We start from the raw sequence: 23,259 nt of genomic DNA on the forward strand, positions 1-23,259 counted from the left end.
TAATAAAAATCATTCTCATTTTCACTATATTTTCTACCATTTTTCATCTTTTGGTCGGTTTATTAAACATTCAGACTGTTTGACATTCCTTATTACCCTCATATCAATAAAGAATACGCTTTGCCAGCATCCAAACATTGATGAATTGATGATCTTTTCACTGGATTTTCATCTATTAAAGCAATGTAAACTGCCTCACCTTCAGCAAATTCTCATGACATAAGTGCTAAAATAAGTCAGTTCAGCCATCAACAGACTATTTACAAAAAATGAGAAAAGAACTTAGAGCCAAAATCATTCAAGTGTGCGACGAAAAAATTGCTAAAAAAGGTAGTCAGGTCGGGCTTTCTTTTTATGCGTTCTTTGCCAATAAAAATGATGATCCTGAACGTCTTATGGAAGCTGCCCAATGGTGGATTATGGAACATCGACTTGATCATTTTGAGAAAGCCACAAAAATTAAAGCGCTGATTTTGAGTCAATCTACTCAAGAAAATACGTAATTAAGTACGATTGCTGCTCTTCCTTTGAGTAACATAAGCTATTTATTCTTAGAGTTTTTTATTTAATCTTTTAGCTAAGTGATACAGCTTGAGCTATTGCTTAGCTAATTTATAATTTCACATTAAATCTCTGTTCACCCTGCCTTTAAGCCAATTCATTTCTACCGCTAAACAACATAGTATAAAGGTTTAAAATACATCTTCACCGTGTGTTATGACTTCAAGAAAAACCAGTGATGCCGGTATATTTTTATGGATGGTCTATCAAACCATGCAAAAGATGGATCTGGATGCAGCATCCATTTTTGCCAGTGTTCATTTACCCGATCAGCCACCTGATAAATTTGTTCGTCGTGATAATTCTACTCAGCAGCGTTTCTGGAAAGCCGCTGAAGATATTAGCCATGATGGTGATATTGGCTTGCATGTCGGTGCCAAAGCCCCACCTTTTCGCGGGCAAGTTATTGAATATCTTTTTTTGAGCAGTCCAACATTTGGTGAAGGTCTACAACGTACCATCCGTTATCAAGCCTTACTTACCGATGCAATGTCATTTGAACTCGACATCATCAACCAACATACGGTCAAGATTTCAGGTCTAAATCATCCTGTACGGCATTATCTAGAATGCGCAATCGGCATTTTGCTCAATTTCTTTAAATACATCACTGATGAAACATTTAACCCTCTTGAAATTGGCTTGTCCTATGCAGATGGCAGCGAACAAGAGGAATACCAGAAAATATGGGGATGTCCAGTCAAACTTGGACAGGAAAATGGCTATATTTGCTTTGATGCAGCCCAATTAAAAACGCCTTCTCCTGCGTATGAACCTGAACTTTTAAAAGTCCATGAACATCATGCAGCTTCACAGCTTGAGCTATTAAACAAACACCAGCTCATCAATGAAATCGAAAGAATCTTGGCCAGTGGCTTATTGGAATCTGGAGAATTTGATCAAAACATCGTTGCCCAATATTTAGGGCGTAGTGCCCGTAGTTTGAGAGCAGATTTACAACTTCTCAATACTACTTATGAAAAAGTCATTGCCCAATATCGTGAACGTCTTGCACGGCGTTTACTTTCCCATACCCAAGAAAGCATCGATCAGATTGTTTATCTCACTGGCTTTTCAGAACCCTCCGCATTTTCCAGAGCATTTAAACGCTGGACTGGAGAAACACCAACTGCATACCGACAACGTAAACAGATTTAATTTGATTGGATAGGCAGATTAAAACTGTCAGATGGGTCAAAATAATTCATCTTACTTTTCTTAAACTCCGATCTATGTTTTATGAGGTAATCCAATATGATCGGTTTTCCAGTAGGTATTTTTGTCGCAAATGGTCTGGAATGGTATTTCCATAAAGTCTGGCTGCATGAGTTCCCCAGCAAAAATAGAAATAGCCCATTCTTTACGCATATCGCCCATCACAAACGCGCTCGCTTAAATGGCTTTCATGACGAAGGCTATGCAGATTCCATGTTTAAAAATGCTGAAATGTACAATGAAAAATCAGCCTTAATTGGCTTGGCTGCGGCATCCACGATTTTTCTGCCAGTTGCCCCTTTCTTTACCGCGGGCTTGTACTATGGCATTTGGAATTATTGGAAAACTCATGCCAAATCGCACCTAGATCCTGAGTATGCAAAAAAGCGGATTCCTTGGCATTACGACCATCACATGACCAGCAATCAAAATGCCAACTGGTGTGTGACCCGTCCGTGGTTCGACTATATTATGGGAACACGCGTCATGACGGATGCATCTAATACAGAAACCAATCCTTTAGCGATGAATATGCCAAAGTGGCTAGAAAAAAGAGTGAATCAAACGGCGCGACGTCTTTTATCAAAAGCGTATGCCAAGATTGATGCCAATACCAACATTGATCAACAGAATTTGAAACACGGCATTGAGGTGACGTTATAAATATCCTATTTCTCTCTATTCAGCCTAATCATATTGATTGGGCTTTTATCACAAATATTATTTAAAACACTTTGAAAGGACATCATTAATAGATATTATTCTTCTCTAAAATAATCCATGTAGAAAACAAAAAATGTTAAAGATTAAACCATGTATTACCATTTTAACCATAGCAATGATAATTTCAGCTTGTGGGGGTGGAGATAATCATAAAACGATGGAAGACACATCTACTGTCTTAACACCCTTTACTACCGAGTTTCAAAGTACTTTAAGCCTGCAAAAAGATGCAGACCCGATCATTCAGATTTCAAACAGAAGTAGTAACCAGAATGATGAGGTAAATGCGTATTCAGTTATGCATCATTTTGACAGTGGAAATAGCTCTATTATTTTCAGCTACAATCTTGATAAAAACGATATAAAACAAACACTCCATGTTAATTATGATCCAATTCTAAAAAAAGTACTGGATGTTTCTATTGGTGAAAATTATTTAAAAACAGATATTTTCAGCTTATCAAAGGACAATGTTTTTTCATGTTCAAGCGCTATCCTATTTGAACCATGTAAGGGTATTGAGCTAAGTTTTGATGAAAAGACAGGTTTTAGCAAAATTAATTTTGATAATACAAAACTCTCAAACTTGCCAACTGTTAGTCTGTCACCCACAGACAATCCAGATAATCAGGTTCCTACTGAAAAAAGCTACATAACATTGAATGGGCAACTTGTTGGTTCTTTATCTACAGCGCCACAGACTTTTAACAATATCAGAAAAACCAGTCAATCTAATCTAATTTCCAATCAACAGCCAGTCTCACTAATGGGAGCTGTTTATGATCCAAAAACTAAAACTATCCTATTCGGCACTCATGCAAATAATGGCATAGACAGCAGTTTAAAATTAGCTCAGTTTAGCACTGGTATAGAAAACAACCTGATTCAAAGCTCGCTCTTATCAACTGAAACATCATTTTATATTTCTGGCATGTGTAGTGCTATGACAATGACCTTCCCGATTGAAGATATAACAACACTTCAATCGAATAAAAGTGCAAATAATATCTCTTTAACATTTAATCAAGCAATGTATAAGGATAAACAAGACGTACCGCCATTGTTTCCTAATTTTCCGATTCAGCCAGAATGTGCTAAGGCACAGCTACAACTCGATGGTTCAGTAACGGTCCATATACCGAGTACACAACTTCAAATTTCACCAATTCTTAAAAACGAAAGTAGCTTCTCTTTAGTTCAGCCTGCACTCTATTTTGATGTCATCAACCACGATAGACAGCAACTTGGAAATAATGCACTACAAATCAAGATTCGCAATAATCGAATTGAGAAAATAGATTTCAAAGACACCCGAATAGGTAAAAACCCTACAACAGGCTTATTGGTAGATTATTTTGAATACCAATATAATTGCGGTTATACCCAAGCGTGTGCAGGACTTAGTTACGACATTGAGAAAAACAAAATCAGTTTTAAAAATACAACGCTGACCTCTAAAAGTAATCCTGCAAATGAAGTCAATAATAGTATTACCTTAAATGGCATATTTGATTTTGCAGGCCGATAATCAAAACCAATAAAATGAGTCTAAAACCGAGCGCAGACAGCTCGGTTTTTTTATAATTAGAAAATTAATGCGAACTGGATTTCGACAACAGATTTAAGATCAGTACACCGCTCATAATCAATGCAATTCCAACAATTCCCCAAATATCCAGTTTTTGATCAAACACAAACCAAGCAACTGTTGTGATCAAGACAATCCCGACACCCGACCAGATTGCATACGCAATTCCGACTGGAATCGTTTTAAGTGTCAAAGAGAGACAGTAAAATGCAATCACATAGCCAAGTACAACCACAATAGAAGCGAGCGGCTTGGTAAAACCCTCACTACTTTTCAACGCTGAAGTCGCAATCACTTCCGCAATAATCGCGATAAACAAAATAATCCAGTTTTTCATTTAACCGCACCTCAGCAAATCTATATTTATGATGATAGGAATAAAATATTCAGAGAAAAAAACACCCTTATGAAAAGGGTGTTTTTTAATGTTTATTTGAATGTGTCGAACGAAAGCTTAAGCTGACTTCTTCGCCATATTGTTTTTACGGATGGTAATCATCAGTAACTGCACAGCAGCTGGTGTAACACCAGGAATACGGCTTGCTTGTGCCAAGGTTTCTGGACGAACTGTTTTCAACTTCAAAGTAATTTCACGCGATAAACCTGAAATACCATCATATTCAAAATCAGCTGGAATTTTTGTTTCTTCAAGACGCTTCAATTGCGCAACATCCTCATGCTGGCGATTGATATAGCCTTCATATTTCACCGCAATTTCAATTTGCTCGCCGACTTGTTGTGAAACTTCTGAACCTGTTAATTCCGCAATTTGACCGAAGTTAATATTTGGACGTTTAAGCAAATCAACTGCACTACATTCTTTACTAAGATCAGCACCCGTCATTTCAACGAATTTTTTACCCATTGGGTTATTTGGTGCTGCCCATAAATGTTGTAAACGAGAGGTTTCGCGCTCAACTGCTTCCATTTTTTCACTATAAGCCGCCCAACGTTCATCATCAACCAGACCAAGCTCACGGCCAATCGTGGTTAAACGCTGATCCGCATTATCTTCACGCAACATCAAACGATATTCCGCACGTGAGGTAAACATACGGTACGGCTCTTTGGTTCCTAATGTAATCAGGTCATCAACCAACACGCCCATATAAGCCTGATCGCGTTTTGGCGTCCACTCTTCTTGTTCCCAAGCACGGCGTGCAGCATTTAAGCCCGCAAGTAAACCTTGCGCACCTGCTTCTTCATAGCCTGTCGTACCGTTAATTTGGCCAGCAAAATACAGGTTTTGAATTGCTTTGGTTTCAAGTGTGAACTTCAAAGCCTGTGGATTGAAATAATCATATTCAATTGCATAACCCGGACGAAGGATATGCGCATTTTCCATACCACGGATCGAACGAACTAAATTGAATTGCACATCAAATGGCAATGAAGTCGAAATACCATTTGGATAAAGCTCATGAGTATCTAAGCCTTCTGGCTCAAGGAATACCTGATGTGAATCTTTATCAGCAAAACGATGAATTTTATCTTCAATTGATGGGCAATAACGTGGGCCAACACCTTCAATCACACCCGTATACATTGGTGAACGGTCTAAACCGCCACGAATAATTTCGTGGGTTTTTTCACTGGTATGCGTGATATAGCAATTAACTTGCTCAGGGTGCATTGACGCATCACCCATAAATGACATGACAGGAGATGGGAAATCACCCGGTTGTGGCGTCATCACAGAGAAATCAACTGAGCGTGCATCAATACGTGGTGGTGTACCTGTTTTTAAACGTCCAACAGGAAGTTTAAGTTCACGTAAACGATGAGCTAGTGCAATTGAGGGTGGATCCCCTGCACGACCGCCACTTGAGTTTTGTAAGCCAACGTGGATCACACCACCAAGGAAAGTACCTGTTGTTAATACCACAGTTTTGGCATCAAAACGGATACCCATCTGGGTAACAACACCTTTAACCGCATCACCTTCAACAATTAAATCATCTGCTGCTTGCTGGAAGATGTCCAGATTGGCCTGATTTTCTAAAGTATCGCGAATTGCAGCTTTATAACGTACACGATCTGCCTGTGCACGTGTCGCGCGAACGGCAGCGCCTTTACGCGAATTGAGAATACGGAATTGAATACCACCTTTATCTGCCGCAAGTGCCATTGCACCACCAAGTGCATCAATCTCACGGACCAGATGTGATTTACCAATACCACCAATTGCCGGGTTACAGCTCATCTGTCCCAAAGTTTCAATATTATGCGTCAACAATAATGTTTGTCTTCCCATACGTGCCGCAGCGAGCGCCGCTTCCGTACCAGCGTGACCGCCACCAATTACGATAACGTCGTAAACTTTAGGATAGTGCATAGTGGTAAATATGTATTCAAAAAATGACAGAGTATTATACAGGAGTTTTGCATCAAATTGGCAAAAACCATCAATATTCTTCTGGACTCTAAGCCCAAGATATGTCGACAAAACATACAAAAAGAAACGTTCTGTTGCATTTTCATCTTATACTTAACAGAGCTGCCTAAACTATTAACTCGAACACCACTGTTTTATTTGATGAATTTCTTATCCTAAAAAGTGCATAACAAATACTTTAGGAAAATGATATGAACACAAAGCTTTTATTTTCATCTCTTATTTGTAGCCTATGTTTTAGCGTAGCTGCACATGCGGCAGATACCAAAGCTACCCAAGATCAGCAAGCCAAAAAGTACCAACAGGTTTGTAAAGGCAAAAAACAAGGTGATCCAGTTTCATTTGCGTATAAAGGCGTTGTTTTCAATGGTTCGTGTGAACCAAATGAAGCCGGTAAACTCGCATTCCAACCGCCAATGCCAGCTTCTAACGCTGCTGTAGACACACAAAGTCGTCTCTCTGAAACTCAGTCAGCTCCACGTCCAGTGAGCAGCGCTCCAATGGAAGCTGCGCCTGCTATGGAGGCACCTGCAGCGACTCCTGCACCACCAGTTGCTCCAGATGTTGAACAGACTGCGCCATAATTGCAGCACAAATAAAGAAGGTCTTGATGGCCTTCTTTATTTATCGATTAAATCTAAAAACAATGTTCTAGAGCTCACTGACTTAAATATTTGTCCTTAAAATTGTAATCTGTCTATTTTATAATCCCTTTAATAAGTTTTAATCTATTACAATACGCACAAATACATTTATTTAGGTTTTCCTGTGAACTGGCTACAAATTCATATTACTGTTGATCAAAATCAAGTTGAACTTACCGAAACATTGCTCCTTTCATTGGGTGCGGTGAGTGTTACTTTAGATGATGCAGAAGATCAAGCCCTGCTTGAGCCATTACCAGGCGAAACTCCACTTTGGAATAAAGTCATCGTTACGGGTATTTACCAACAAGAAGAAGATGACCCAATTGACGTAGATGCTTTGGAAACTTTCCTTAAAGCACAACTTCCTGATGTTCCAATGCGCCATGAATACCTTGAAAATCAGGTGTGGGAACGCGCATGGATGGATTATTACGAACCGATTCAAATTAGTGAAAAATTCTGGATCGTCCCTGAATGGTTAGAACCACCTGAAGCAGATGCAACCAACATTAAACTTGATCCAGGTCTAGCGTTCGGTACAGGTAACCACGCCAGCACATTCTTATGTTTACAGTGGTTAGGTAAAACTGATGTAAAAGATAAAGTTGTGATCGACTATGGTTGTGGTTCAGGTATTTTAGGCGTTGCTGCCCTTTTATTAGGCGCTAAAAAAGTCTATGCAACGGATATCGACCCACAAGCTGTACTGGCAACAAAACAAAATGCCGAGTTAAATGGTGTGCTTGACCGCCTTTATGTCGGTTTGCCTGAAGAGTTTGATCAGGAATTCAAACCTCAACAGGCTGATATTCTGGTTGCTAATATTCTTGCAGCTCCACTCATGGCACTTGCGCCTGAATTCTCAACTTTATTAAAAAATGAGGGAGAGTTCGCACTAGCAGGTGTAATTGAAGAGCAAGTTGCTGATGTTTCTAGCGTTTACGCTGAGTTTTTTGATATATTAGAAATCGAAAAGCGTGAAGAAAACTGGTGCCGCATTTCAGGAAAACGAAAAACAATTTGAGAATTTTATAACTTATGAGTGAAAAACAAACCCGCTGCCCTAAATGTTCAACTGTGTACAAAGTGACCCTTTCACAACTCAGTGTTGCACAGGGTATGGTTTGTTGTCCAAAATGCGTCATTAACTTTAATGCATTAACCAATTTGCTCGAAACAGACAGTGATGCGACACCAACACCCGTTAATCGCTCACTGTTTTCATCGATCCAGCCAGATAGCTCATTTGCAGAAAAGCAAATGCAGATCTTAAGGATCTTCGATCAGAAAATTGAAAACTCAAATATTGATCTACTCACTTATTTAAATAACCTGAATTACTTTAATACCGAACCCGTCACTGCCCTGCCTAACCTGAATCTTTCAGAAGATGTACTTTCAATGGATCAGGAAAATAACGACAAACAACATGGCTGGTTGTATTACACCCTTTGGGGTATTGGAAATATTGCACTGATTCTGGTGTTTGCTTTTCAGATTTTATGGTTTAACCCGAAACTCATGCATGAAAGCCCAGCATTAAACCAGATGTTTAATTATGTCTGTGGTCTTCTGAGCTGCAAAATCGCCAATGAACAATATCAGTCTCTTAGTTTTGAAAAAGTAAAACTGAAACGGGTTGAACATAATGCCACAGGTTTTTCTGGCGTATTGCTTAACCAAGATGCAAATAGCGTTGTGCTTCCCCCAATTAAAGTGGTACTTAAACAAAATGGTGAAGCTATTTCTTATACCGTTTTGAAACCGCAAGACTATTTAGTCGACAGTTTAAAGACTATTCAGCGCATCCCATCAAATAGCCCTTTTCGCTTCGAATTTACCATTCCGAAAAGCAAAAATAGCTTCAATGACTATAGTTTAGAATTTGTACAGCCCTAAAAGCTCAAAAAAGTGACAAAAAAACAAAAAAAAGTGCAGTTAATTTGCTCACTTTTTCGCTGACAGTGGTATGATACGCGCCACGAATGCTTTGACCCACTTACTCCTCGTAATCTACAGACAATAAAATCGTTAAACGAACTGTGCTTTTACCCAATAAGCGCATTGTTGGTTTTTTTGTTTTTGAAAGTAGGCGGTAACAAATATTTAACTATTGTTACGCTTATTTTTTACACAACTCGAGGATTTGTGGCAAGCTAATAGTCCTTTTGTTTTAGAGTCACTGTTTTAGGATCTAAAACGGGGCTCAGTAATTTAGACCACATTTATATCACTTTACCCAAGTGATATTTTGATTTTTCGGATTAACACGCATGAATAGCAAATCTCCTATTTTTACGGCTCAATCTGATGTCGCTCTTCGCATCCATGTAGATCGCGCAGTTCGTCATTATTTTGCACAATTGCAAGGTGAGCAACCATCTCAAGTTTATGACATGGTTTTAGCAGAAATGGAGAAACCTCTTTTATCTGTGGTCTTAGAATATACTCGTGGCAACCAAACGCGTGCTGCTGAGATTTTAGGCCTTAACCGCGGAACTTTACGCAAAAAGTTAAAAGCTCACGGTTTAATGAGTGAATAATTGATAAAATGCTCACGTTCTCGTGGGCATTTTTTTTGCCTTTGTTTTAATCTGTAGACTTCAAACTGTTGACTAAAATCATGACTATCAAACGTGCTTTAATCTCTGTATCTGATAAAACCGGAATCGTTGAATTCGCTCAAAATCTTGTAGCTCTAGGGGTAGAAATTTTATCTACGGGCGGTACATATAAGTTGCTTAAAGACAACAATATTGCCGTAGTAGAAGTTTCTGAACATACAGGTTTTCCTGAAATGATGGATGGTCGTGTTAAAACATTACATCCAAAGATTCATGGAGGCATCCTGGCTCGTCGTGGTCTGGACGAAGCGGTGATGCAAGAACACAACATTGATCCGATTGATCTGGTGATTGTTAACCTTTACCCATTTGCTGCAACTGTGGCTAAACCGAACTGCTCGCTTGCAGATGCAATCGAAAATATCGACATCGGTGGTCCGACCATGGTTCGTGCTGCAGCGAAAAACCACGCTTCAGTGGGAATTATCGTTAATGCAGCAGACTACAACACAGTTGTTGCCGAGCTAAAAGCAAATGGTACGCTTTCTTATGAAACGCGTTTCGACCTAGCAGTAAAAGCATTTGAACATACAGCACAATACGACGGCATGATTGCTTCTTATTTAGGTGCGCGCGTGGGTAAAGCAGAAGGCGAAGCGGATCTCTTCCCTCGTACCTTCAATACGCAACTGAATAAAGCACAAGATTTACGTTATGGTGAAAACCCTCATCAAAACGCAGCATTCTATGTAGAAGAAAATGCGAAAGAAGCATCTGTTTCTACTGCGAAGCAATTACAAGGCAAAGAACTCTCTTATAACAATATTGCAGATACCGATGCAGCACTTGAATGTGTGAAATCATTTGCGAAGCCTGCGTGTGTCATCGTTAAACATGCAAACCCTTGTGGCGTTGCTGTTTCATTGGATGGTATCAAGGCAGCTTATGATCTTGCTTATGCAACCGATCCTGAATCAGCATTTGGTGGCATCATTGCATTCAACCGTGAATTAGACACAGCAACAGCACAAGCAATTGTTGATCGTCAATTTGTTGAAGTGATTATTGCGCCAAGCATTGCGGATGGCGTACTTGAAATCACAGGTGCGAAAAAGAATGTACGCGTGTTGGTCTGTGGCGAACTTCCTGCAATTGATGCACGTGCTCCACAGCTTGACTATAAGCGTGTTAATGGCGGTTTATTGGTTCAAGATCAAGACTTGGGCATGATCACTAAAGATGACTTGAAAGTTGTGACTAAACGCGCACCGACTGAACAGGAAATTGATGATCTTATTTTTGCATGGAAAGTTGCAAAATATGTGAAATCAAATGCGATCGTTTATGCAAAAAATCGTCAAACCATTGGTGTAGGTGCAGGTCAAATGAGCCGCGTCAACTCTGCACGTATTGCTGCAATTAAAGCTGAACATGCAGGTTTAGTGGTTGAAGGTGCAGTTATGGCATCTGATGCATTCTTCCCATTCCGTGATGGTATTGATAATGCTGCCAAAGCTGGCATTAAATGCATTATCCAGCCAGGTGGTTCGATGCGTGACGAAGAAACAATTGCAGCAGCAGATGAAGCTGGTATTGCAATGGTATTCACGGGTATGCGTCACTTCCGTCACTAAATGATCTGAGTCTCAACGCAATCCCCCTAAATCCCCCTTTAAAAAAAAGGGGGACTTACTTTTTCACTCAAATAAGTTTGCTCCCCTCTTTCTCAAAGAGGGGTTTGGGGGAGATTCAGAGGGACTTTTTTATTCTGAACAGGTATATTCTTAAATACGGAAAAAGGGAAATAACTTTATAATGAATATTTTAGTTTTGGGTAGCGGTGGCCGTGAACATGCACTTGCATGGAAAATCGCACAAGATGCAAAAGTCACTAAAGTCTTTGTAGCACCAGGTAATGCAGGTACTGCAACTGAAGACAAATGTGAAAATGTTGAACTCGATATTTTAGACAATCCAGCCATTATTGCTTTTGCCAAAGAAAATGATGTGGCATTAGTCATTGTTGGCCCTGAAGCACCTTTAGTGAATGGTGTGGTGGATGCAGCACGCGAAGCTGGCTTAAAAATTTGGGGACCAACCCAATATGCAGCTCAGCTAGAAGGTTCTAAAGCATTTGCAAAACACTTCTTAAAGCGCCATAACATTCCAACCGCTTTTTATGATGTCTTTACTGAAGTAGATGCGGCTAAAGCTTATGTTGAGCAAAATGGCGCACCTATCGTCATCAAGGCCGATGGTCTTGCTGCGGGTAAAGGCGTGATCGTTGCCATGACCAATGAAGAAGCTTTTGCAGCAATCGACGATATGCTAGCAGGCAACAAATTTGGTGATGCTGGTTCACGCGTTGTGATTGAACAATTCCTTGCAGGCGAAGAAGCAAGCTTCATTTGCATGATCGATGGCAACAATATTTTGCCAATGGCGACATCACAAGACCATAAACGTATTTTTGAAGGCGATGAAGGTCCAAACACAGGTGGTATGGGTGCTTACTCTCCTGCGCCTGTTGTCACTGCGGAAGTCTTCGAACGTGTCATGAATGAAGTGATGCGTCCAACCGTTGATGGTATGGCTGCGGATGGTCACGTTTATACAGGTTTCTTATACGCAGGCCTGATGATTGATGAACAAGGTCAACCACGTGTGATCGAATTCAACTGTCGCTTTGGTGATCCTGAAACTCAACCGATCATGATGCGCTTAAAGTCATCTTTGGTTGATTTGGTTGAGGCTGGTATTGCAGGTAACTTACCAAGCGAAGCTGAATGGGATGAGCGCAAATCGATTGGTATCGTTCTTGCTGCTGGTGGTTACCCTGAAACTGTACGCAAAGGCGATGTAATTTCAGGTCTTGGTCAATCTCCAGAAGACACCAAAATCTTCCATGCAGGTACTGCAATGAGTGCTGATGGTCATGTGATTACTGCGGGTGGTCGCGTACTCTGCGTCACAGCCTTAGGTGATACCGTACTCGAAGCTCAAATCAATGCGCTAGAAGTTTGTGGCCAAGTCACTTTCACTGGCATGCAATACCGTAGCGATATTGGTTATCGTGCCATTGCCCGTGAAAAAGCTGAATAAGTAAATTATGCTTGAAAGCCTTCTTCGGAAGGCTTTTTTTATTCCTTAAATTGCATAATTCCCACTTCTATATTCATTATTTAAATATAAAATTCAGAAAAATATATATTTATGTTTTAATTCAATCTGCTACAGTTCTTTTTTGAAAAAACCATAAAACTATCATCAATTTATATTTACTTATGATGTAATTTTTCTCAAATAATCATAGTCTTATACTCATTAGGACAATCTACTGCACTGTCCCCTGCATTAAATTATTGGTATGATTGCCGAAATTTTAGATGTTGTTTTTATGTTAATTCAGTATTCTTTTTCATTCATTTCAAATGATTAGAATATTTTTCCTAACAAAACAAATTGCAGCTAAATCCAAATTTGATTAGAAAAAGATATGAATGCTTGATTTCCCATTGTATATATACTGAATGGGAACATGAATATTCATTTATTTTTCGCGTGTTGTGGAAAGGACTCTACTGAAAACCTCAAAAATAATTCACGTGATTGTTTGAGGACGATGCCAATTTACAACATACAAACCTATTGCAATCATTAATGCTCGAGAAAGGCTGATTTTCTCGCCATTATTCCGATTAGGATTTATACATGAAAAAGCTGATTAGTCTTTTTTTAAGTGTATCGGTGTTATTACTCGCAGCTTGCAGTAAACAACCAGATACCGCATCTACCGAGCAAAAAGGTGATGCTGCTGCATTACAAACTGTTGTAATCGCTTCTACAGGTTCTGACGCTGATATCTGGCGTTATATCGCCACTTTACCTGAAACCAAAGCTGCTGGTCTCAAACTTGAAGTTAAAAACTTCACTGATTACGTTGCCATGAATACTGCTGCAGCGAACAAAGAAGTTGATTTGAATGCATTCCAGTCTTACGCTTACCTTGTGGCATTTAATGCTGCCAATAAAGATAAGATTGCACCTGTTTCAACAACGTATTTAGAGCCAATGGGTATCTACTCAAGCAAAGTCAAAAAAGTTGACGAATTTGCTGAAGGTGCAACCATTGCGATTCCAAATGACGGCGCGAACGAATCACGTGCATTATTACTTTTACAAAGCGCGGGCTTAATCAAGTTAAAAGCTGACTTTGATCCAGTAAAAGGCACCCCTGCTGACATTACTGAAAACCCGAAAAAAATTGTGATCAAACCAATTCAAATGGCAACAGCTGTACGTGTTAAAGACGAAGTTGATGCGATTTTATTAGGTAATACACTTGCAATGGAAGGCGGTTTAAACGTTCTGAAAGATGCGATCTTCTATGAGCCTGTAGATCAAAGCACGAAGCTGAATGTTAACGTTTTAGCGACTGCAGAATCTCGTAAAGATGATGCTGTATTGCAAAAAGTTGGCGCGCTTTACCATACTGAAGCTGTGAAGCAATATGTTCAAGAACACTTTGCTGGTACTAAAGTTGACGTGAACAAACCAACAAGCTACCTCACAGAAGCAAATTCGTAATATAATGCTCTCAAATAAAACAGGCAAAGTGATTTTGCCTGTTTTTTCTTTTCTGCCATAGTACTGACGAACATGATCCAATTTAAAAACATTTCGAAACACTATCAGTTGAAAGGTCAAACGATCAATGCACTGGACCAGATCAATCTAGAGATCCCGGACGGTAGTATCTTTGGCATTATCGGCTATAGTGGTGCAGGTAAAAGTACGCTGATCCGTTTGATTAATTTGCTTGAACGCCCGACGCAGGGACAAGTCATTATCAATCAAAAAGACTTTACTGCTATGGACGCGCGAACACTTCGTCAAGAACGTGCAAATATTGGCATGATCTTTCAGCACTTCAATCTCCTTCAGACTAAAACCGTGTCTGAAAATATTGAAATGCCACTTAAATTACTTGGGCATAGCAAAGCTGAACGTGAAAAACGTCTGGCTGAACTACTAGAGTTTATCGATCTTAAACATAAAAAAGATGCTTACCCTGATGAGCTTTCAGGGGGGCAAAAACAACGTGTTGGTATCGCACGTGCGCTGGCCAATCATCCCAAGATTCTACTCTGCGATGAAGCAACTTCTGCCCTTGATCCACAGACCACAAAATCTGTTTTAGCGCTGTTAAAAAAGATTAATAAAGAACAGAACATTACCATTGTCATGGTCACCCATGAAATGGATGTAATCGAATCAGTATGTGATTATGTGGCGGTCATGGAGTCAGGTCATGTGATTGAAACTGGCCCGACGCTGGACATTTTTAGTCAGCCACAGCATCCAACCACCAAAACCTTTATTCAAACGGTATTGCAACAGCAGTTACCAGTAAATATTTTAAGTAATCTTGAACATCAACATCATAATAGTATCTATAGCTTGCAGTTCCTCGGCACTTCAGCACAGGAAACCGTGATTCAGGCTGCGATTAAACAATTTGATGTGAGTTTAAATATTCTGTTTGCCAATATGACCGAGATTAATGGTACGGTGATCGGACAAATGTTTATCCAGCTTTTGGGTGATCCGTTGATCATTCAGGAAGCCGTAAAATTCCTTGAGCTTCAAGGCGTGAAAGTGGAACAATCTGGAGTGGTAAGCCAATGAGAGACTTAATCGTACAATGGCTGACCCAAGTCACTGCTCCATTTTGGCATAGCTCCCTTTCGATCGACCAGTTTGTGACAGCACTGCAAGAAACCTTTCAAATGCTGTTCTTCTCTCTACTGTTTGGTTGCATTTGGGGATTGATTCAAGGTATTACGCTAGTTGTTACTCGCTCAGGCGGTATCCTGCAAAATCGTGCGATTTATTATTTCCTAAATCCCATTGTGAATGCACTGCGTTCCCTTCCCTTTATTATTCTGCTGATTGCCGTTATTCCACTGACTAAAATGCTGGTTGGCACTTCAATTGGAACATGGGCAGCGATTGTGCCTCTGACTATTTATGTGGGTCCATACTTAGGCCGTCTGATCGAAACCTCATTGCTTGAAGTGAATGAAGGTATTGTGGAATCTGCTCAGGCAATGGGTGCTTCACCGTGGCAAATCATCTTCAAGTTTATTATCCCTGAAGCACGTAGCTCACTCATACTAAACTTGACCACAGGTACGATTTCTCTCATCGGTGCGACTGCAATGGCAGGTGCTGTAGGCGCAGGCGGTATCGGCGATTTAGCGATTTCTTATGGTTACCAACGTTTCGATACGAGCGTAGTGATTTTAACCGTCATTGTATTATTGCTGTTGGTACAAATGGTACAAATGATCGGTGACTGGCTAGCAAAATTACGTTAATTAAAAATACAGAAAAAGCGCTCATGGTGGGCGCTTTTTTTACACCTGAACATTTTTAAGGAAAGTAAATTTCATTGGCTGCCTTGAAGGTGTTGACATGGAGCGGAACTAAATCGGTTAAATTCTGATAGCCGCCAGCCAATACAAATAGCATCGGGATTTTCATTTTCTTCGCCATTTCAAAGACAATGCGATCACGCTCAAAAAGTAATTCTGTGGTCAACCATTTTGAACCATATTTATCATCTTGATGACAGTCCATGCCCGCCTGATAAATCATCAGATCCGCCTCCCAACCTGAAGCATACTGAAAGGCCTCAAAGATCGCTTCTCGATATAAATCAAAATTTCCCTGTTTGGGATGAATATAACGGGTCAAGCTACGTTCACCAGCCTTGCAGCCAAACCGAATTCCAAAAATGCCAAAATTAATTAGATTGGTCATACGATTGGTGAAAATAGCTGTGCCATCCCCACCATGTTGATCACAATCCAAAATAAAAATACGTTTCTCAGGATACTGCTTGGCAACCAATGCCAGACCATTAAATGTACAATAGGCTGCGCCAGATTCATAACTGGCATGATGAAATCCCTGCGCAATATTAGCAGCCACCCCTTCTTTCAAGGCAATTTCAGCACCCAGTAATTGTCCAGCCTGAACCGATAGAATCGCATCTCGCAACTGTTCATTCCACGGCTTGAAACCTTGTATGGTGGCAAATGCCGATTCTCCTGACAAAAAAGCATCGACATATTGTGGATGATGCAATTTCCTTAAGATTTCCACATCAATCAGCCCTGGATCTACCAGCTCTGCCATTTGATGCGTACGCAACACATCCGCTACAGCTGTGAGTTTTTCCATACTATTGGTATGCGTTTGCGCAAAGTAGCGTGGAGAGTAACAAGCTTTTAGCATGGATGTCCTATATAAATCTGATCTTTGGCAATATCCATCAGCTGAGCTAATTCAGTGCTATCAGGCCTGAATAATCCATTATCCACCTGCTGTTTAAAATGATAGCCAAATGTCCGCGCACGATGTTGTGGTGAAACAGCCAAAGTGGTTAAGCGTAAAAACCAGAAGCCATTCATCTCGGCAATCGGGATCACATAGCCTTTATATTGCTTGTTTTGATGCTTTTCGAGCTGTTCAATTTCATAATGCGCAGAGAATAAACTTCCCGCAGGTAATCGTACCCCATTCATCATTAAAGGAACCAAACTGATACAGGAATGGTTATCCCCCATATTCAATTTTTCCATCATGATTGGTTGATCATGTTCATCCACAAAAATATTGATTTCACCCTGTCGTAATAACCGATGATGCGCAATGCGCAAAAAGAATTTTTCTGCCATCGGGCAAGAACCTACTTTAGGCTTTTCAAGCAAAGCCTGACATTCAATCATGCCGAAATCCTGCGCCGTTTTAGGCAGGATAATATCGGCAAGTAACTGGCAAATCAGGATACTTTCTTCCAACTCGGCATATTGATGAATGCTTCTAAGTTTGGCTTGAAATTCGACTTCTTGCTGTAAATTCTGTGCAAAGCTCTCTTGCAGGTTTAAACGCTTTAAAGTCTGCTGGACTTCTAAATTGATATCCAGATTCCGCCACGTTTCTAGTGTCAGACCATATGAACCCGCTTGATTGAGAATGTTTTTCAGCGCTTTGGTTTCATAGTCCTCAAAAATTCGTAAATCCTGAAACCCAACCGGATCACGCACCTGCGAAACAAACTCTGCAATAACGCGAGTCGCTTGTGTATAGCCACAACCTCTCCGTTCCGTTTGATGACTAAAGTGTTCATTTAACATTTCTGTCAGCTTGGCAGAGAGCGGATATAAATATTTTTTAAAAATCATGACCACTTCGTGATCGATCAAATCAGACATAAGCTCCCCTGCTTCATCATGATGATTTACAACGACCTCATCCTTATTTTGTTAAATCTCATTTTTAATTGATTTAGCTTTAATAAAGTATTTCTTATAGGATTAAAGATGAATATAAACCATTAACTTATAAAAGTTTTCTTTCATCTTTATTTAAAATACAACACTTGTCAACTATAAATAGACGCAATGAATATCGACGTCAGAATCTGCCTCAAAAAGTCAGTATTAATGTATAAATGCAGCACTTTTTTGCACTCGATAGCATTTGCACTTAAACTAGAATCAGGCACTCAGTATTGAGTACCCAACTAGCAATAACCACATGGAACAAAGATTCAGGACTCGGCTATGCATTACAAGATTCATGTAATTGACGTAAAAAATGCCTTAAAAAATTATATCTGGTTATTGGAAGATACCCGCAGCAAAGAAGTTGTGGCGGTCGATCCAACGGAAGCCGATCTGGTCACAGCGTTTTGCCAGCAGCATCAACTCACTCTGAAACAGATCTGGCTGACCCATTGGCATCCTGACCACACTGGTGGTGTTCCGGGCTTATTGGCAAATCAGAATCTTCTGGTTTACGGCCCTCGAGATGAATTGAGTAAAATTTCCCTGATCTCAAATCCCCTACAGAATAATGATCATTTTCACTTTAATGATCTCAAAATTGAAGTCATCGCGACCCCTGGTCACACTTTAGGTCATATCACTTATTTCATTGAAGAGATGGACAGTCTGTTCAGTGGAGATACTCTGTTTGCAATGGGCTGTGGACGATTATTTGAAGGCACAGCCGAGCAAATGTATCACTCCTTAAATCGACTGGGTGCATTACCTATCCAGACCAAAGTGTATTGCACCCATGAATATACGCTTGCCAATGGTGAATTTGCCTTGACTGTAGAACCACATAATGTCGCCTTGCAAGAACGTATGCGACAGGTCAAAGCATTAAGAGATGCAGATCAAATCACCTTACCCAGTACGATTGAACTGGAACTCGAAACCAATCCATTTTTACGTACTGAAAGTGCTGAGGACTTTGCGCGTATCCGCAGCCTAAAAGATCAGTTTTAATTAATGATGTAAATTTAAGCGATTCATTTTCTACTTTTCTCTTAAGGTAGAAAATGAAATCATTTTTTACATTTGTCATGAAATATTTATTTAAAAAATAATTTTTAAATACCAAAAAATAAAAACACTTTAACCTTTAATTTCAATTAGATAAAAAATCATCAGATAACATTATACCTAGAAAAATTACGCTAATTTTACATTACTTACACGTGGCAAAATAATTCTATGCAATGCCCCTTTAAAAAAATTTATCTGACCCTTATTAATAAATACATGTTCACAAGGAGATCTGTCATGAAAAACAGAGTTGTTAAAGCAAAAAACGTATTGGCTTTCCGTATTTGGTTAGAAAAATTGGGATATTCAGTTAAAAATCTGACAGATAACCGTGGTTTTACCTTTAGCTTTAAAAAAGAATATGGTTTGGTGACAGGCGATCTCTCTGGTAATGCTTTAGCAATGCAGTTGGGTGAAGAATTCGAAGATCATTTAAAAGCCTAATGACAAAATTTCCTAAACACGAGGATTCCAAAGGGATTTGGAATCCTTGATTTATACAGATAAGAATACTTCCAACTTTATCTCCCTTTTAATTCTTCATTTTCTAGCCATTTCCAATAAAATATTAGGGTCTGGTGACATTTCAGCCATACATTGCGTTATTCGCTAAAACCACATCAACAAGGCATGAAAAGCAGGCAATCGCAGCTCCTTGCCAAGTTTCATAACGTAGTTTAGGGAAGTTTTAGCTATAACCCTCTGGGACAGGGCTATTTTTTGCCGTTACTACGTTATGTTTTGCTTACTTAGAGTACTAAGTTTCGCAAAACTCTCCTTGTACCGCCTAAAAAATATCCTCTGTCGCAAGTATCTGTGAAATGTCAACAGTCCCTATTGGAACAAAACTGATTTCCAAGTATCATATTGCCCAGTCGAGGGATGCTGCGACAATTGATCGGCACTAAAGATCAATTTGCCAGGCTCGACGATCGGTTAAACATTCGCTTTAGCCAACAACGGCATCCGCGAACAGAATGATCCATACTATTTTTTCTAGGAGATCCTGATGAACGCGGTGAATGCTTCATTTACAGATTATAAAGTTGCTGATATTTCCCTTGCTGACTACGGTCGTAAAGAGATCAAACTTGCTGAAGCAGAAATGCCAGCTTTGGTTGGTTTACGTAAGCGTTATTCAGCGGCTAAACCACTTGCTGGCGCAAAAATCTTGGGTTGTATCCATATGACAATCCAAACTGCTGTTTTAATCGAAACATTAGTTGAACTTGGCGCAGAAGTGCGTTGGACCTCTTGTAACATCTTCTCTACTCAAGACCATGCTGCTGCTGCCATTGCTGCAAGCGGTGTGCCTGTATTTGCCTGGAAAGGTGAAACCGAAGAAGAATATGTATGGTGCCTAGAGCAGCAGATCAATGTGAATGGTCAGCCTTGGGATGCCAACATGATTCTGGACGATGGCGGTGACTTGACTGCACTTGTTCATGAAAAATACCCAGCGTTGTTAGAACGTATTCACGGTATTACCGAAGAAACCACTACAGGCGTGCAACGTCTATTGGAAATGTGGAAAGACGGTTCACTTAAAGTTCCTGCAATCAATGTGAATGATTCAATCACTAAATCGAAAAACGACAACAAATATGGTTGCCGTCATTCATTAAATGATGCGATCAAACGTGCGACTGACATGTTGCTTTCTGGTCGTCGTGCACTTGTGATCGGTTATGGTGACGTAGGTAAAGGTTCTGCACAATCTTTACGTCAAGAAGGCATGATCGTTCGTGTAACTGAAGTTGATCCAATTTGTGCAATGCAAGCATGTATGGATGGCTACGAAGTTGTATCTCCATACAAAAATGGCGTGCAAACAGGCAAGAAAGAAGACATCAATCACGATCTACTCGGCAATACTGACCTTGTTGTAACCACTACGGGTAACTACCACGTATGTGATTCAGCAATGTTAGATAGCTTAAAAGCGGGTGCGGTTGTATGTAACATCGGTCACTTTGATACTGAAATCGATACAGCTTACCTCCGTGGTTACAAGTGGGTTGAAGTGAAGCCACAAGTACACCAAGTATATCGTTCAGAAGATGAAAACAACTATTTGATCCTTTTATCTGAAGGTCGCCTAGTAAACCTTGGTAATGCAACTGGTCACCCTTCACGTGTCATGGATGGTTCTTTCGCAAACCAGGTTTTAGGTCAAATGCATTTATTCGCTGAGAAATTTGCTGACTTGCCTGCTGATCAAAAACAAGCGGCGATTCGCGTAGAAGTACTTCCTAAGAAATTAGATGAAGAAGTGGCTGCAGCAATGGTTGTTGGCTTCGGTGGTGTATTAACACAACTGACGCAAGTACAGGCAGATTACTTAGGCGTTCCAGTGGAAGGCCCTTTCAAATCTGACGCTTACAAATACTAAGAAAATCAGGGCAGACGTTTTACGGACTGCCCTTTTTTCTAAAATTTTTCAGGCGAGTTAAAAAGGATTTGAAATGACGAAGCGTGTTCCTATTTCTTTTGAGTTTTTCCCACCAAAAACTGATGCGGGTGCGGAAAAGTTACGTGTTGTTCATCAAGAACTACAACTGTTAAATCCAGAGTTTTTCTCCATTACTTATGGTGCTGGCGGTTCTACCCGTGAACGTACTTTAGCTGCGATTAATGACTTTAATGGTCAAGGTACACCTGTTGCGCCTCACTTGTCTTGTATCGGAGATGACAAGGCCCGTATCGCAGAACTATTAGACTTATATAAATCTCAAGGCATTGATCGTATTGTTGCGTTGCGTGGTGATCTACCTTCAGGTCAGGTGGGCTTAGGTGAATTACCGTATGCTCAGGATCTGGTTCGCTTTATTCGTGAACATTCAGGCGACCATTTCCATATTGAAGTCGCTGCATACCCTGAAATGCACCCACAAGCAGACAGTTTTGATGGTGACATCCAACGCTTTGTAGAAAAAGTAAATGCTGGGGCAAATGCTGGCATTACTCAATTTTTCTTCAATCCAGATGCATATTTCTACTTTATTGAGCGAATTGCGAAAGCAGGCGTGAATATTCCAGTTGCACCAGGTATTATGCCGATCACCAATGCAAGCAACTTAATCCGCTTTGCTGATGGTACAGGTGCAGAAATTCCACGCTGGATCCGCAAGCAGCTTGCTGCCTATGGTGATGATAGTGCAAGTATCAAAGCTTTCGGTCACGAAGTGATTGTGAATCTGTGCGAGCGTTTAATCGCTGGTGGTGCACCAACACTACATTTCTACTCAATGAACCAAACTGAACCGACTCGACAACTCGTTGTTGATCTTGGTTTAAACTAATTTGTACGAGCCCTACCCAAGCATGAATCGTTTTTATATCGAAACCGAATTAAATACTGGCAATACCGTTGAATTAACAGAATCGGTATTTCATCACTGGGTACGTGTGCTTCGCGCAAAAGAACAAGAACAGGCCATCTTTTTCAATGGAAAAGGTGGTGAATATTTGGTAACCCTGACGCAGATCAACAAAAAAAATGCGTTTGTTTCGGTCGATCAGTTTGATGCAGCAGACCGCACTGCCCCTTTTAAGGTGACTTTAGGTCAAGTCATGAGTAAAGGTGATCGTATGGATTATGCGATTCAGAAAGCGACTGAACTCGGTGTTACCACGATTCAGCTTTTAACCAGTGAACGTTGCGAAATGCGTTTAAAATATGATCGCGACCAAAAGAAACTGGATCACTGGCAATCTGTGGCAATTGCAGCATGCGAACAATGTGGGATGAATCGTGTGCCAGAAATTCTTGCCCCTATTTCTCTAACTGATTGGGTTGAGTCTGACTTACCTGAATCACGTTTTGTGCTTGCTCCGAATAAAGATCAGAACAACGTTCTGTTAAACTGTTCACCTGATCTGGCTTTACTGATTGGCCCGGAAGGTGGTTTAAGTGAAGCAGAGATTAACATTGCCAATCAAAATAATTTTAAAAACTGGTGTATCGGAGACCGCGTTTTAAGAACAGAAACCGCTCCAGTTGTGGCTTTATCCATTTTAAATTACCACTTTGCTCCCTAATCATGCCTGAGCATTGCTTTCCATTTTATTTAGCGCTAATTTAAAGCGCAAATCGACTATGTTTACAAAAAAACAAAGACTGTCCACATAGATAAAAAAT

Annotated in this window: 22 protein-coding genes; 18 read left to right on the forward strand and 4 right to left on the reverse strand. The window is 40.1% G+C overall.

The genetic code is table 11. The annotated features are described in order from the left end of the window. The first annotated feature begins 269 nt into the window (after positions 1-269). From A9Z07_RS13705 to A9Z07_RS13720, 4 genes are all read left to right on the forward strand, one after another. Entirely contained in the window at positions 270-503 is a 234-nt protein-coding gene (locus A9Z07_RS13705; protein ID WP_005256845.1) for a DUF6500 family protein, read from the forward strand. Positions 504-717: 214 nt separating this feature from the next. Beyond that, positions 718-1,719, forward strand: coding sequence for an AraC family transcriptional regulator (locus tag A9Z07_RS13710; RefSeq protein ID WP_069579390.1), 1,002 nt, complete (start codon positions 718-720; stop codon positions 1,717-1,719). Between the two features lie 96 nt (positions 1,720-1,815). After that, positions 1,816-2,439, forward strand: a complete 624-nt coding sequence (locus A9Z07_RS13715) for a sterol desaturase family protein (RefSeq protein WP_047432471.1) — start codon at positions 1,816-1,818, stop codon at positions 2,437-2,439. Between the two features lie 133 nt (positions 2,440-2,572). After that, positions 2,573-4,027: a hypothetical protein gene (locus A9Z07_RS13720; RefSeq protein WP_069579392.1), complete on the forward strand. Its 1,455-nt coding sequence runs from the start codon at positions 2,573-2,575 to the stop codon at positions 4,025-4,027. 64 nt (positions 4,028-4,091) lie between these two features. Here the strand turns inward: A9Z07_RS13720 and A9Z07_RS13725 are convergent, their stop codons facing one another. Continuing rightward, positions 4,092-4,424 carry a DMT family transporter gene (locus tag A9Z07_RS13725; protein ID WP_069579396.1) on the reverse strand — a complete coding sequence of 111 codons (333 nt, stop codon included), beginning with the start codon at positions 4,422-4,424 and terminating at the stop codon, positions 4,092-4,094. 117 nt (positions 4,425-4,541) lie between these two features. Next, positions 4,542-6,422 (reverse strand): tRNA uridine-5-carboxymethylaminomethyl(34) synthesis enzyme MnmG, encoded by a 1,881-nt coding sequence (gene mnmG / locus A9Z07_RS13730; RefSeq protein WP_069579398.1) that lies wholly within the window; start codon positions 6,420-6,422, stop codon positions 4,542-4,544. A gap of 251 nt (positions 6,423-6,673) precedes the next feature. Between mnmG and A9Z07_RS13735 the strand changes: the two genes are divergently transcribed. The 9 genes from A9Z07_RS13735 to A9Z07_RS13775 all read left to right on the forward strand — a co-directional run bounded on the left by A9Z07_RS13735 (position 6,674) and on the right by A9Z07_RS13775 (position 16,073). Then, entirely contained in the window at positions 6,674-7,066 is a 393-nt protein-coding gene (locus tag A9Z07_RS13735) for a hypothetical protein (protein WP_004771548.1), read from the forward strand. Positions 7,067-7,250: 184 nt separating this feature from the next. Next, positions 7,251-8,153, forward strand: coding sequence for a 50S ribosomal protein L11 methyltransferase (prmA, locus tag A9Z07_RS13740; protein WP_004771547.1), 903 nt, complete (start codon positions 7,251-7,253; stop codon positions 8,151-8,153). 14 nt (positions 8,154-8,167) lie between these two features. Further along, the gene (locus tag A9Z07_RS13745) at positions 8,168-9,028 is read left to right on the forward strand and encodes a DUF3426 domain-containing protein (protein WP_069579400.1); all 861 of its coding nucleotides are present in this window, start codon (positions 8,168-8,170) and stop codon (positions 9,026-9,028) included. 374 nt (positions 9,029-9,402) lie between these two features. Continuing rightward, positions 9,403-9,672: a DNA-binding transcriptional regulator Fis gene (fis, locus tag A9Z07_RS13750; protein ID WP_001086304.1), complete on the forward strand. Its 270-nt coding sequence runs from the start codon at positions 9,403-9,405 to the stop codon at positions 9,670-9,672. An 80-nt stretch (positions 9,673-9,752) separates the two neighbouring features. After that, on the forward strand, positions 9,753-11,327 hold the full coding sequence (gene purH, locus A9Z07_RS13755; RefSeq protein ID WP_062847245.1) for a bifunctional phosphoribosylaminoimidazolecarboxamide formyltransferase/IMP cyclohydrolase: 1,575 nt from the start codon (positions 9,753-9,755) through the stop codon (positions 11,325-11,327). Between the two features lie 181 nt (positions 11,328-11,508). Further along, positions 11,509-12,795, forward strand: a complete 1,287-nt coding sequence (gene purD, locus A9Z07_RS13760; protein WP_004771543.1) for a phosphoribosylamine--glycine ligase — start codon at positions 11,509-11,511, stop codon at positions 12,793-12,795. 609 nt (positions 12,796-13,404) lie between these two features. Then, the gene (locus A9Z07_RS13765) at positions 13,405-14,280 is read left to right on the forward strand and encodes a MetQ/NlpA family ABC transporter substrate-binding protein (protein WP_069579402.1); all 876 of its coding nucleotides are present in this window, start codon (positions 13,405-13,407) and stop codon (positions 14,278-14,280) included. Between the two features lie 72 nt (positions 14,281-14,352). After that, positions 14,353-15,381 carry a methionine ABC transporter ATP-binding protein gene (locus tag A9Z07_RS13770; protein ID WP_069579404.1) on the forward strand — a complete coding sequence of 343 codons (1,029 nt, stop codon included), beginning with the start codon at positions 14,353-14,355 and terminating at the stop codon, positions 15,379-15,381. Next, positions 15,378-16,073, forward strand: coding sequence for a methionine ABC transporter permease (locus tag A9Z07_RS13775; protein WP_069579406.1), 696 nt, complete (start codon positions 15,378-15,380; stop codon positions 16,071-16,073). The genes A9Z07_RS13770 and A9Z07_RS13775 overlap by 4 nt, the downstream gene beginning before the upstream one ends. A 55-nt stretch (positions 16,074-16,128) precedes the next feature. Here the strand turns inward: A9Z07_RS13775 and A9Z07_RS13780 are convergent, their stop codons facing one another. Beyond that, entirely contained in the window at positions 16,129-16,995 is an 867-nt protein-coding gene (locus tag A9Z07_RS13780; protein ID WP_069579408.1) for a histone deacetylase, read from the reverse strand. Further along, positions 16,989-17,975, reverse strand: coding sequence for a hypothetical protein (locus tag A9Z07_RS13785; protein WP_069579410.1), 987 nt, complete (start codon positions 17,973-17,975; stop codon positions 16,989-16,991). The genes A9Z07_RS13780 and A9Z07_RS13785 overlap by 7 nt, the downstream gene beginning before the upstream one ends. A 351-nt stretch (positions 17,976-18,326) precedes the next feature. On the opposite strand from A9Z07_RS13785, the gene gloB reads away from it, so the two are divergent. The 5 genes from gloB (at position 18,327) to A9Z07_RS13810 (ending at position 23,159) form a co-directional block, all read left to right on the forward strand. Further along, positions 18,327-19,058, forward strand: a complete 732-nt coding sequence (gene gloB / locus A9Z07_RS13790; RefSeq protein WP_047432447.1) for a hydroxyacylglutathione hydrolase — start codon at positions 18,327-18,329, stop codon at positions 19,056-19,058. A 297-nt stretch (positions 19,059-19,355) separates the two neighbouring features. Beyond that, positions 19,356-19,562: a hypothetical protein gene (locus tag A9Z07_RS13795; protein WP_004771531.1), complete on the forward strand. Its 207-nt coding sequence runs from the start codon at positions 19,356-19,358 to the stop codon at positions 19,560-19,562. Between the two features lie 565 nt (positions 19,563-20,127). Beyond that, positions 20,128-21,510 carry an adenosylhomocysteinase gene (ahcY, locus tag A9Z07_RS13800; RefSeq protein WP_047432445.1) on the forward strand — a complete coding sequence of 461 codons (1,383 nt, stop codon included), beginning with the start codon at positions 20,128-20,130 and terminating at the stop codon, positions 21,508-21,510. Between the two features lie 73 nt (positions 21,511-21,583). Then, complete coding sequence (metF, locus tag A9Z07_RS13805) at positions 21,584-22,420, forward strand: methylenetetrahydrofolate reductase [NAD(P)H] (RefSeq protein ID WP_005229551.1); 837 nt, start codon at positions 21,584-21,586, stop codon at positions 22,418-22,420. Positions 22,421-22,442: 22 nt separating this feature from the next. Continuing rightward, positions 22,443-23,159 carry a 16S rRNA (uracil(1498)-N(3))-methyltransferase gene (locus A9Z07_RS13810; protein ID WP_069579413.1) on the forward strand — a complete coding sequence of 239 codons (717 nt, stop codon included), beginning with the start codon at positions 22,443-22,445 and terminating at the stop codon, positions 23,157-23,159. Positions 23,160-23,259 lie beyond the last annotated feature (100 nt).

The sequence above is a fragment of the Acinetobacter sp. YK3 genome (genome assembly GCF_001729365.1).
Lineage (GTDB): Bacteria > Pseudomonadota > Gammaproteobacteria > Pseudomonadales > Moraxellaceae > Acinetobacter > Acinetobacter vivianii.

Excerpts from the sequence above, each read along its gene's own strand:
- metF (WP_005229551.1), top strand. The coding sequence starts at position 21,584 with ATGACGAAGCGTGTTCCTATTTCTTTTGAGTTTTTCCCACCAAAAACT.
- A9Z07_RS13785 (WP_069579410.1), bottom strand. The coding sequence starts at position 17,975 with ATGTCTGATTTGATCGATCACGAAGTGGTCATGATTTTTAAAAAATAT.
- A9Z07_RS13765 (WP_069579402.1), top strand. The coding sequence starts at position 13,405 with ATGAAAAAGCTGATTAGTCTTTTTTTAAGTGTATCGGTGTTATTACTC.
- A9Z07_RS13810 (WP_069579413.1), top strand. The coding sequence starts at position 22,443 with ATGAATCGTTTTTATATCGAAACCGAATTAAATACTGGCAATACCGTT.
- mnmG (WP_069579398.1), bottom strand. The coding sequence starts at position 6,422 with ATGCACTATCCTAAAGTTTACGACGTTATCGTAATTGGTGGCGGTCAC.
- ahcY (WP_047432445.1), top strand. The coding sequence starts at position 20,128 with ATGAACGCGGTGAATGCTTCATTTACAGATTATAAAGTTGCTGATATT.
- gloB (WP_047432447.1), top strand. The coding sequence starts at position 18,327 with ATGCATTACAAGATTCATGTAATTGACGTAAAAAATGCCTTAAAAAAT.
- A9Z07_RS13725 (WP_069579396.1), bottom strand. The coding sequence starts at position 4,424 with ATGAAAAACTGGATTATTTTGTTTATCGCGATTATTGCGGAAGTGATT.
- purD (WP_004771543.1), top strand. The coding sequence starts at position 11,509 with ATGAATATTTTAGTTTTGGGTAGCGGTGGCCGTGAACATGCACTTGCA.
- A9Z07_RS13770 (WP_069579404.1), top strand. The coding sequence starts at position 14,353 with ATGATCCAATTTAAAAACATTTCGAAACACTATCAGTTGAAAGGTCAA.
- A9Z07_RS13705 (WP_005256845.1), top strand. The coding sequence starts at position 270 with ATGAGAAAAGAACTTAGAGCCAAAATCATTCAAGTGTGCGACGAAAAA.
- A9Z07_RS13720 (WP_069579392.1), top strand. The coding sequence starts at position 2,573 with ATGTTAAAGATTAAACCATGTATTACCATTTTAACCATAGCAATGATA.
- A9Z07_RS13795 (WP_004771531.1), top strand. The coding sequence starts at position 19,356 with ATGAAAAACAGAGTTGTTAAAGCAAAAAACGTATTGGCTTTCCGTATT.
- A9Z07_RS13775 (WP_069579406.1), top strand. The coding sequence starts at position 15,378 with ATGAGAGACTTAATCGTACAATGGCTGACCCAAGTCACTGCTCCATTT.
- purH (WP_062847245.1), top strand. The coding sequence starts at position 9,753 with ATGACTATCAAACGTGCTTTAATCTCTGTATCTGATAAAACCGGAATC.
- A9Z07_RS13735 (WP_004771548.1), top strand. The coding sequence starts at position 6,674 with ATGAACACAAAGCTTTTATTTTCATCTCTTATTTGTAGCCTATGTTTT.
- A9Z07_RS13780 (WP_069579408.1), bottom strand. The coding sequence starts at position 16,995 with ATGCTAAAAGCTTGTTACTCTCCACGCTACTTTGCGCAAACGCATACC.
- A9Z07_RS13710 (WP_069579390.1), top strand. The coding sequence starts at position 718 with ATGACTTCAAGAAAAACCAGTGATGCCGGTATATTTTTATGGATGGTC.
- A9Z07_RS13715 (WP_047432471.1), top strand. The coding sequence starts at position 1,816 with ATGATCGGTTTTCCAGTAGGTATTTTTGTCGCAAATGGTCTGGAATGG.
- fis (WP_001086304.1), top strand. The coding sequence starts at position 9,403 with ATGAATAGCAAATCTCCTATTTTTACGGCTCAATCTGATGTCGCTCTT.
- A9Z07_RS13745 (WP_069579400.1), top strand. The coding sequence starts at position 8,168 with ATGAGTGAAAAACAAACCCGCTGCCCTAAATGTTCAACTGTGTACAAA.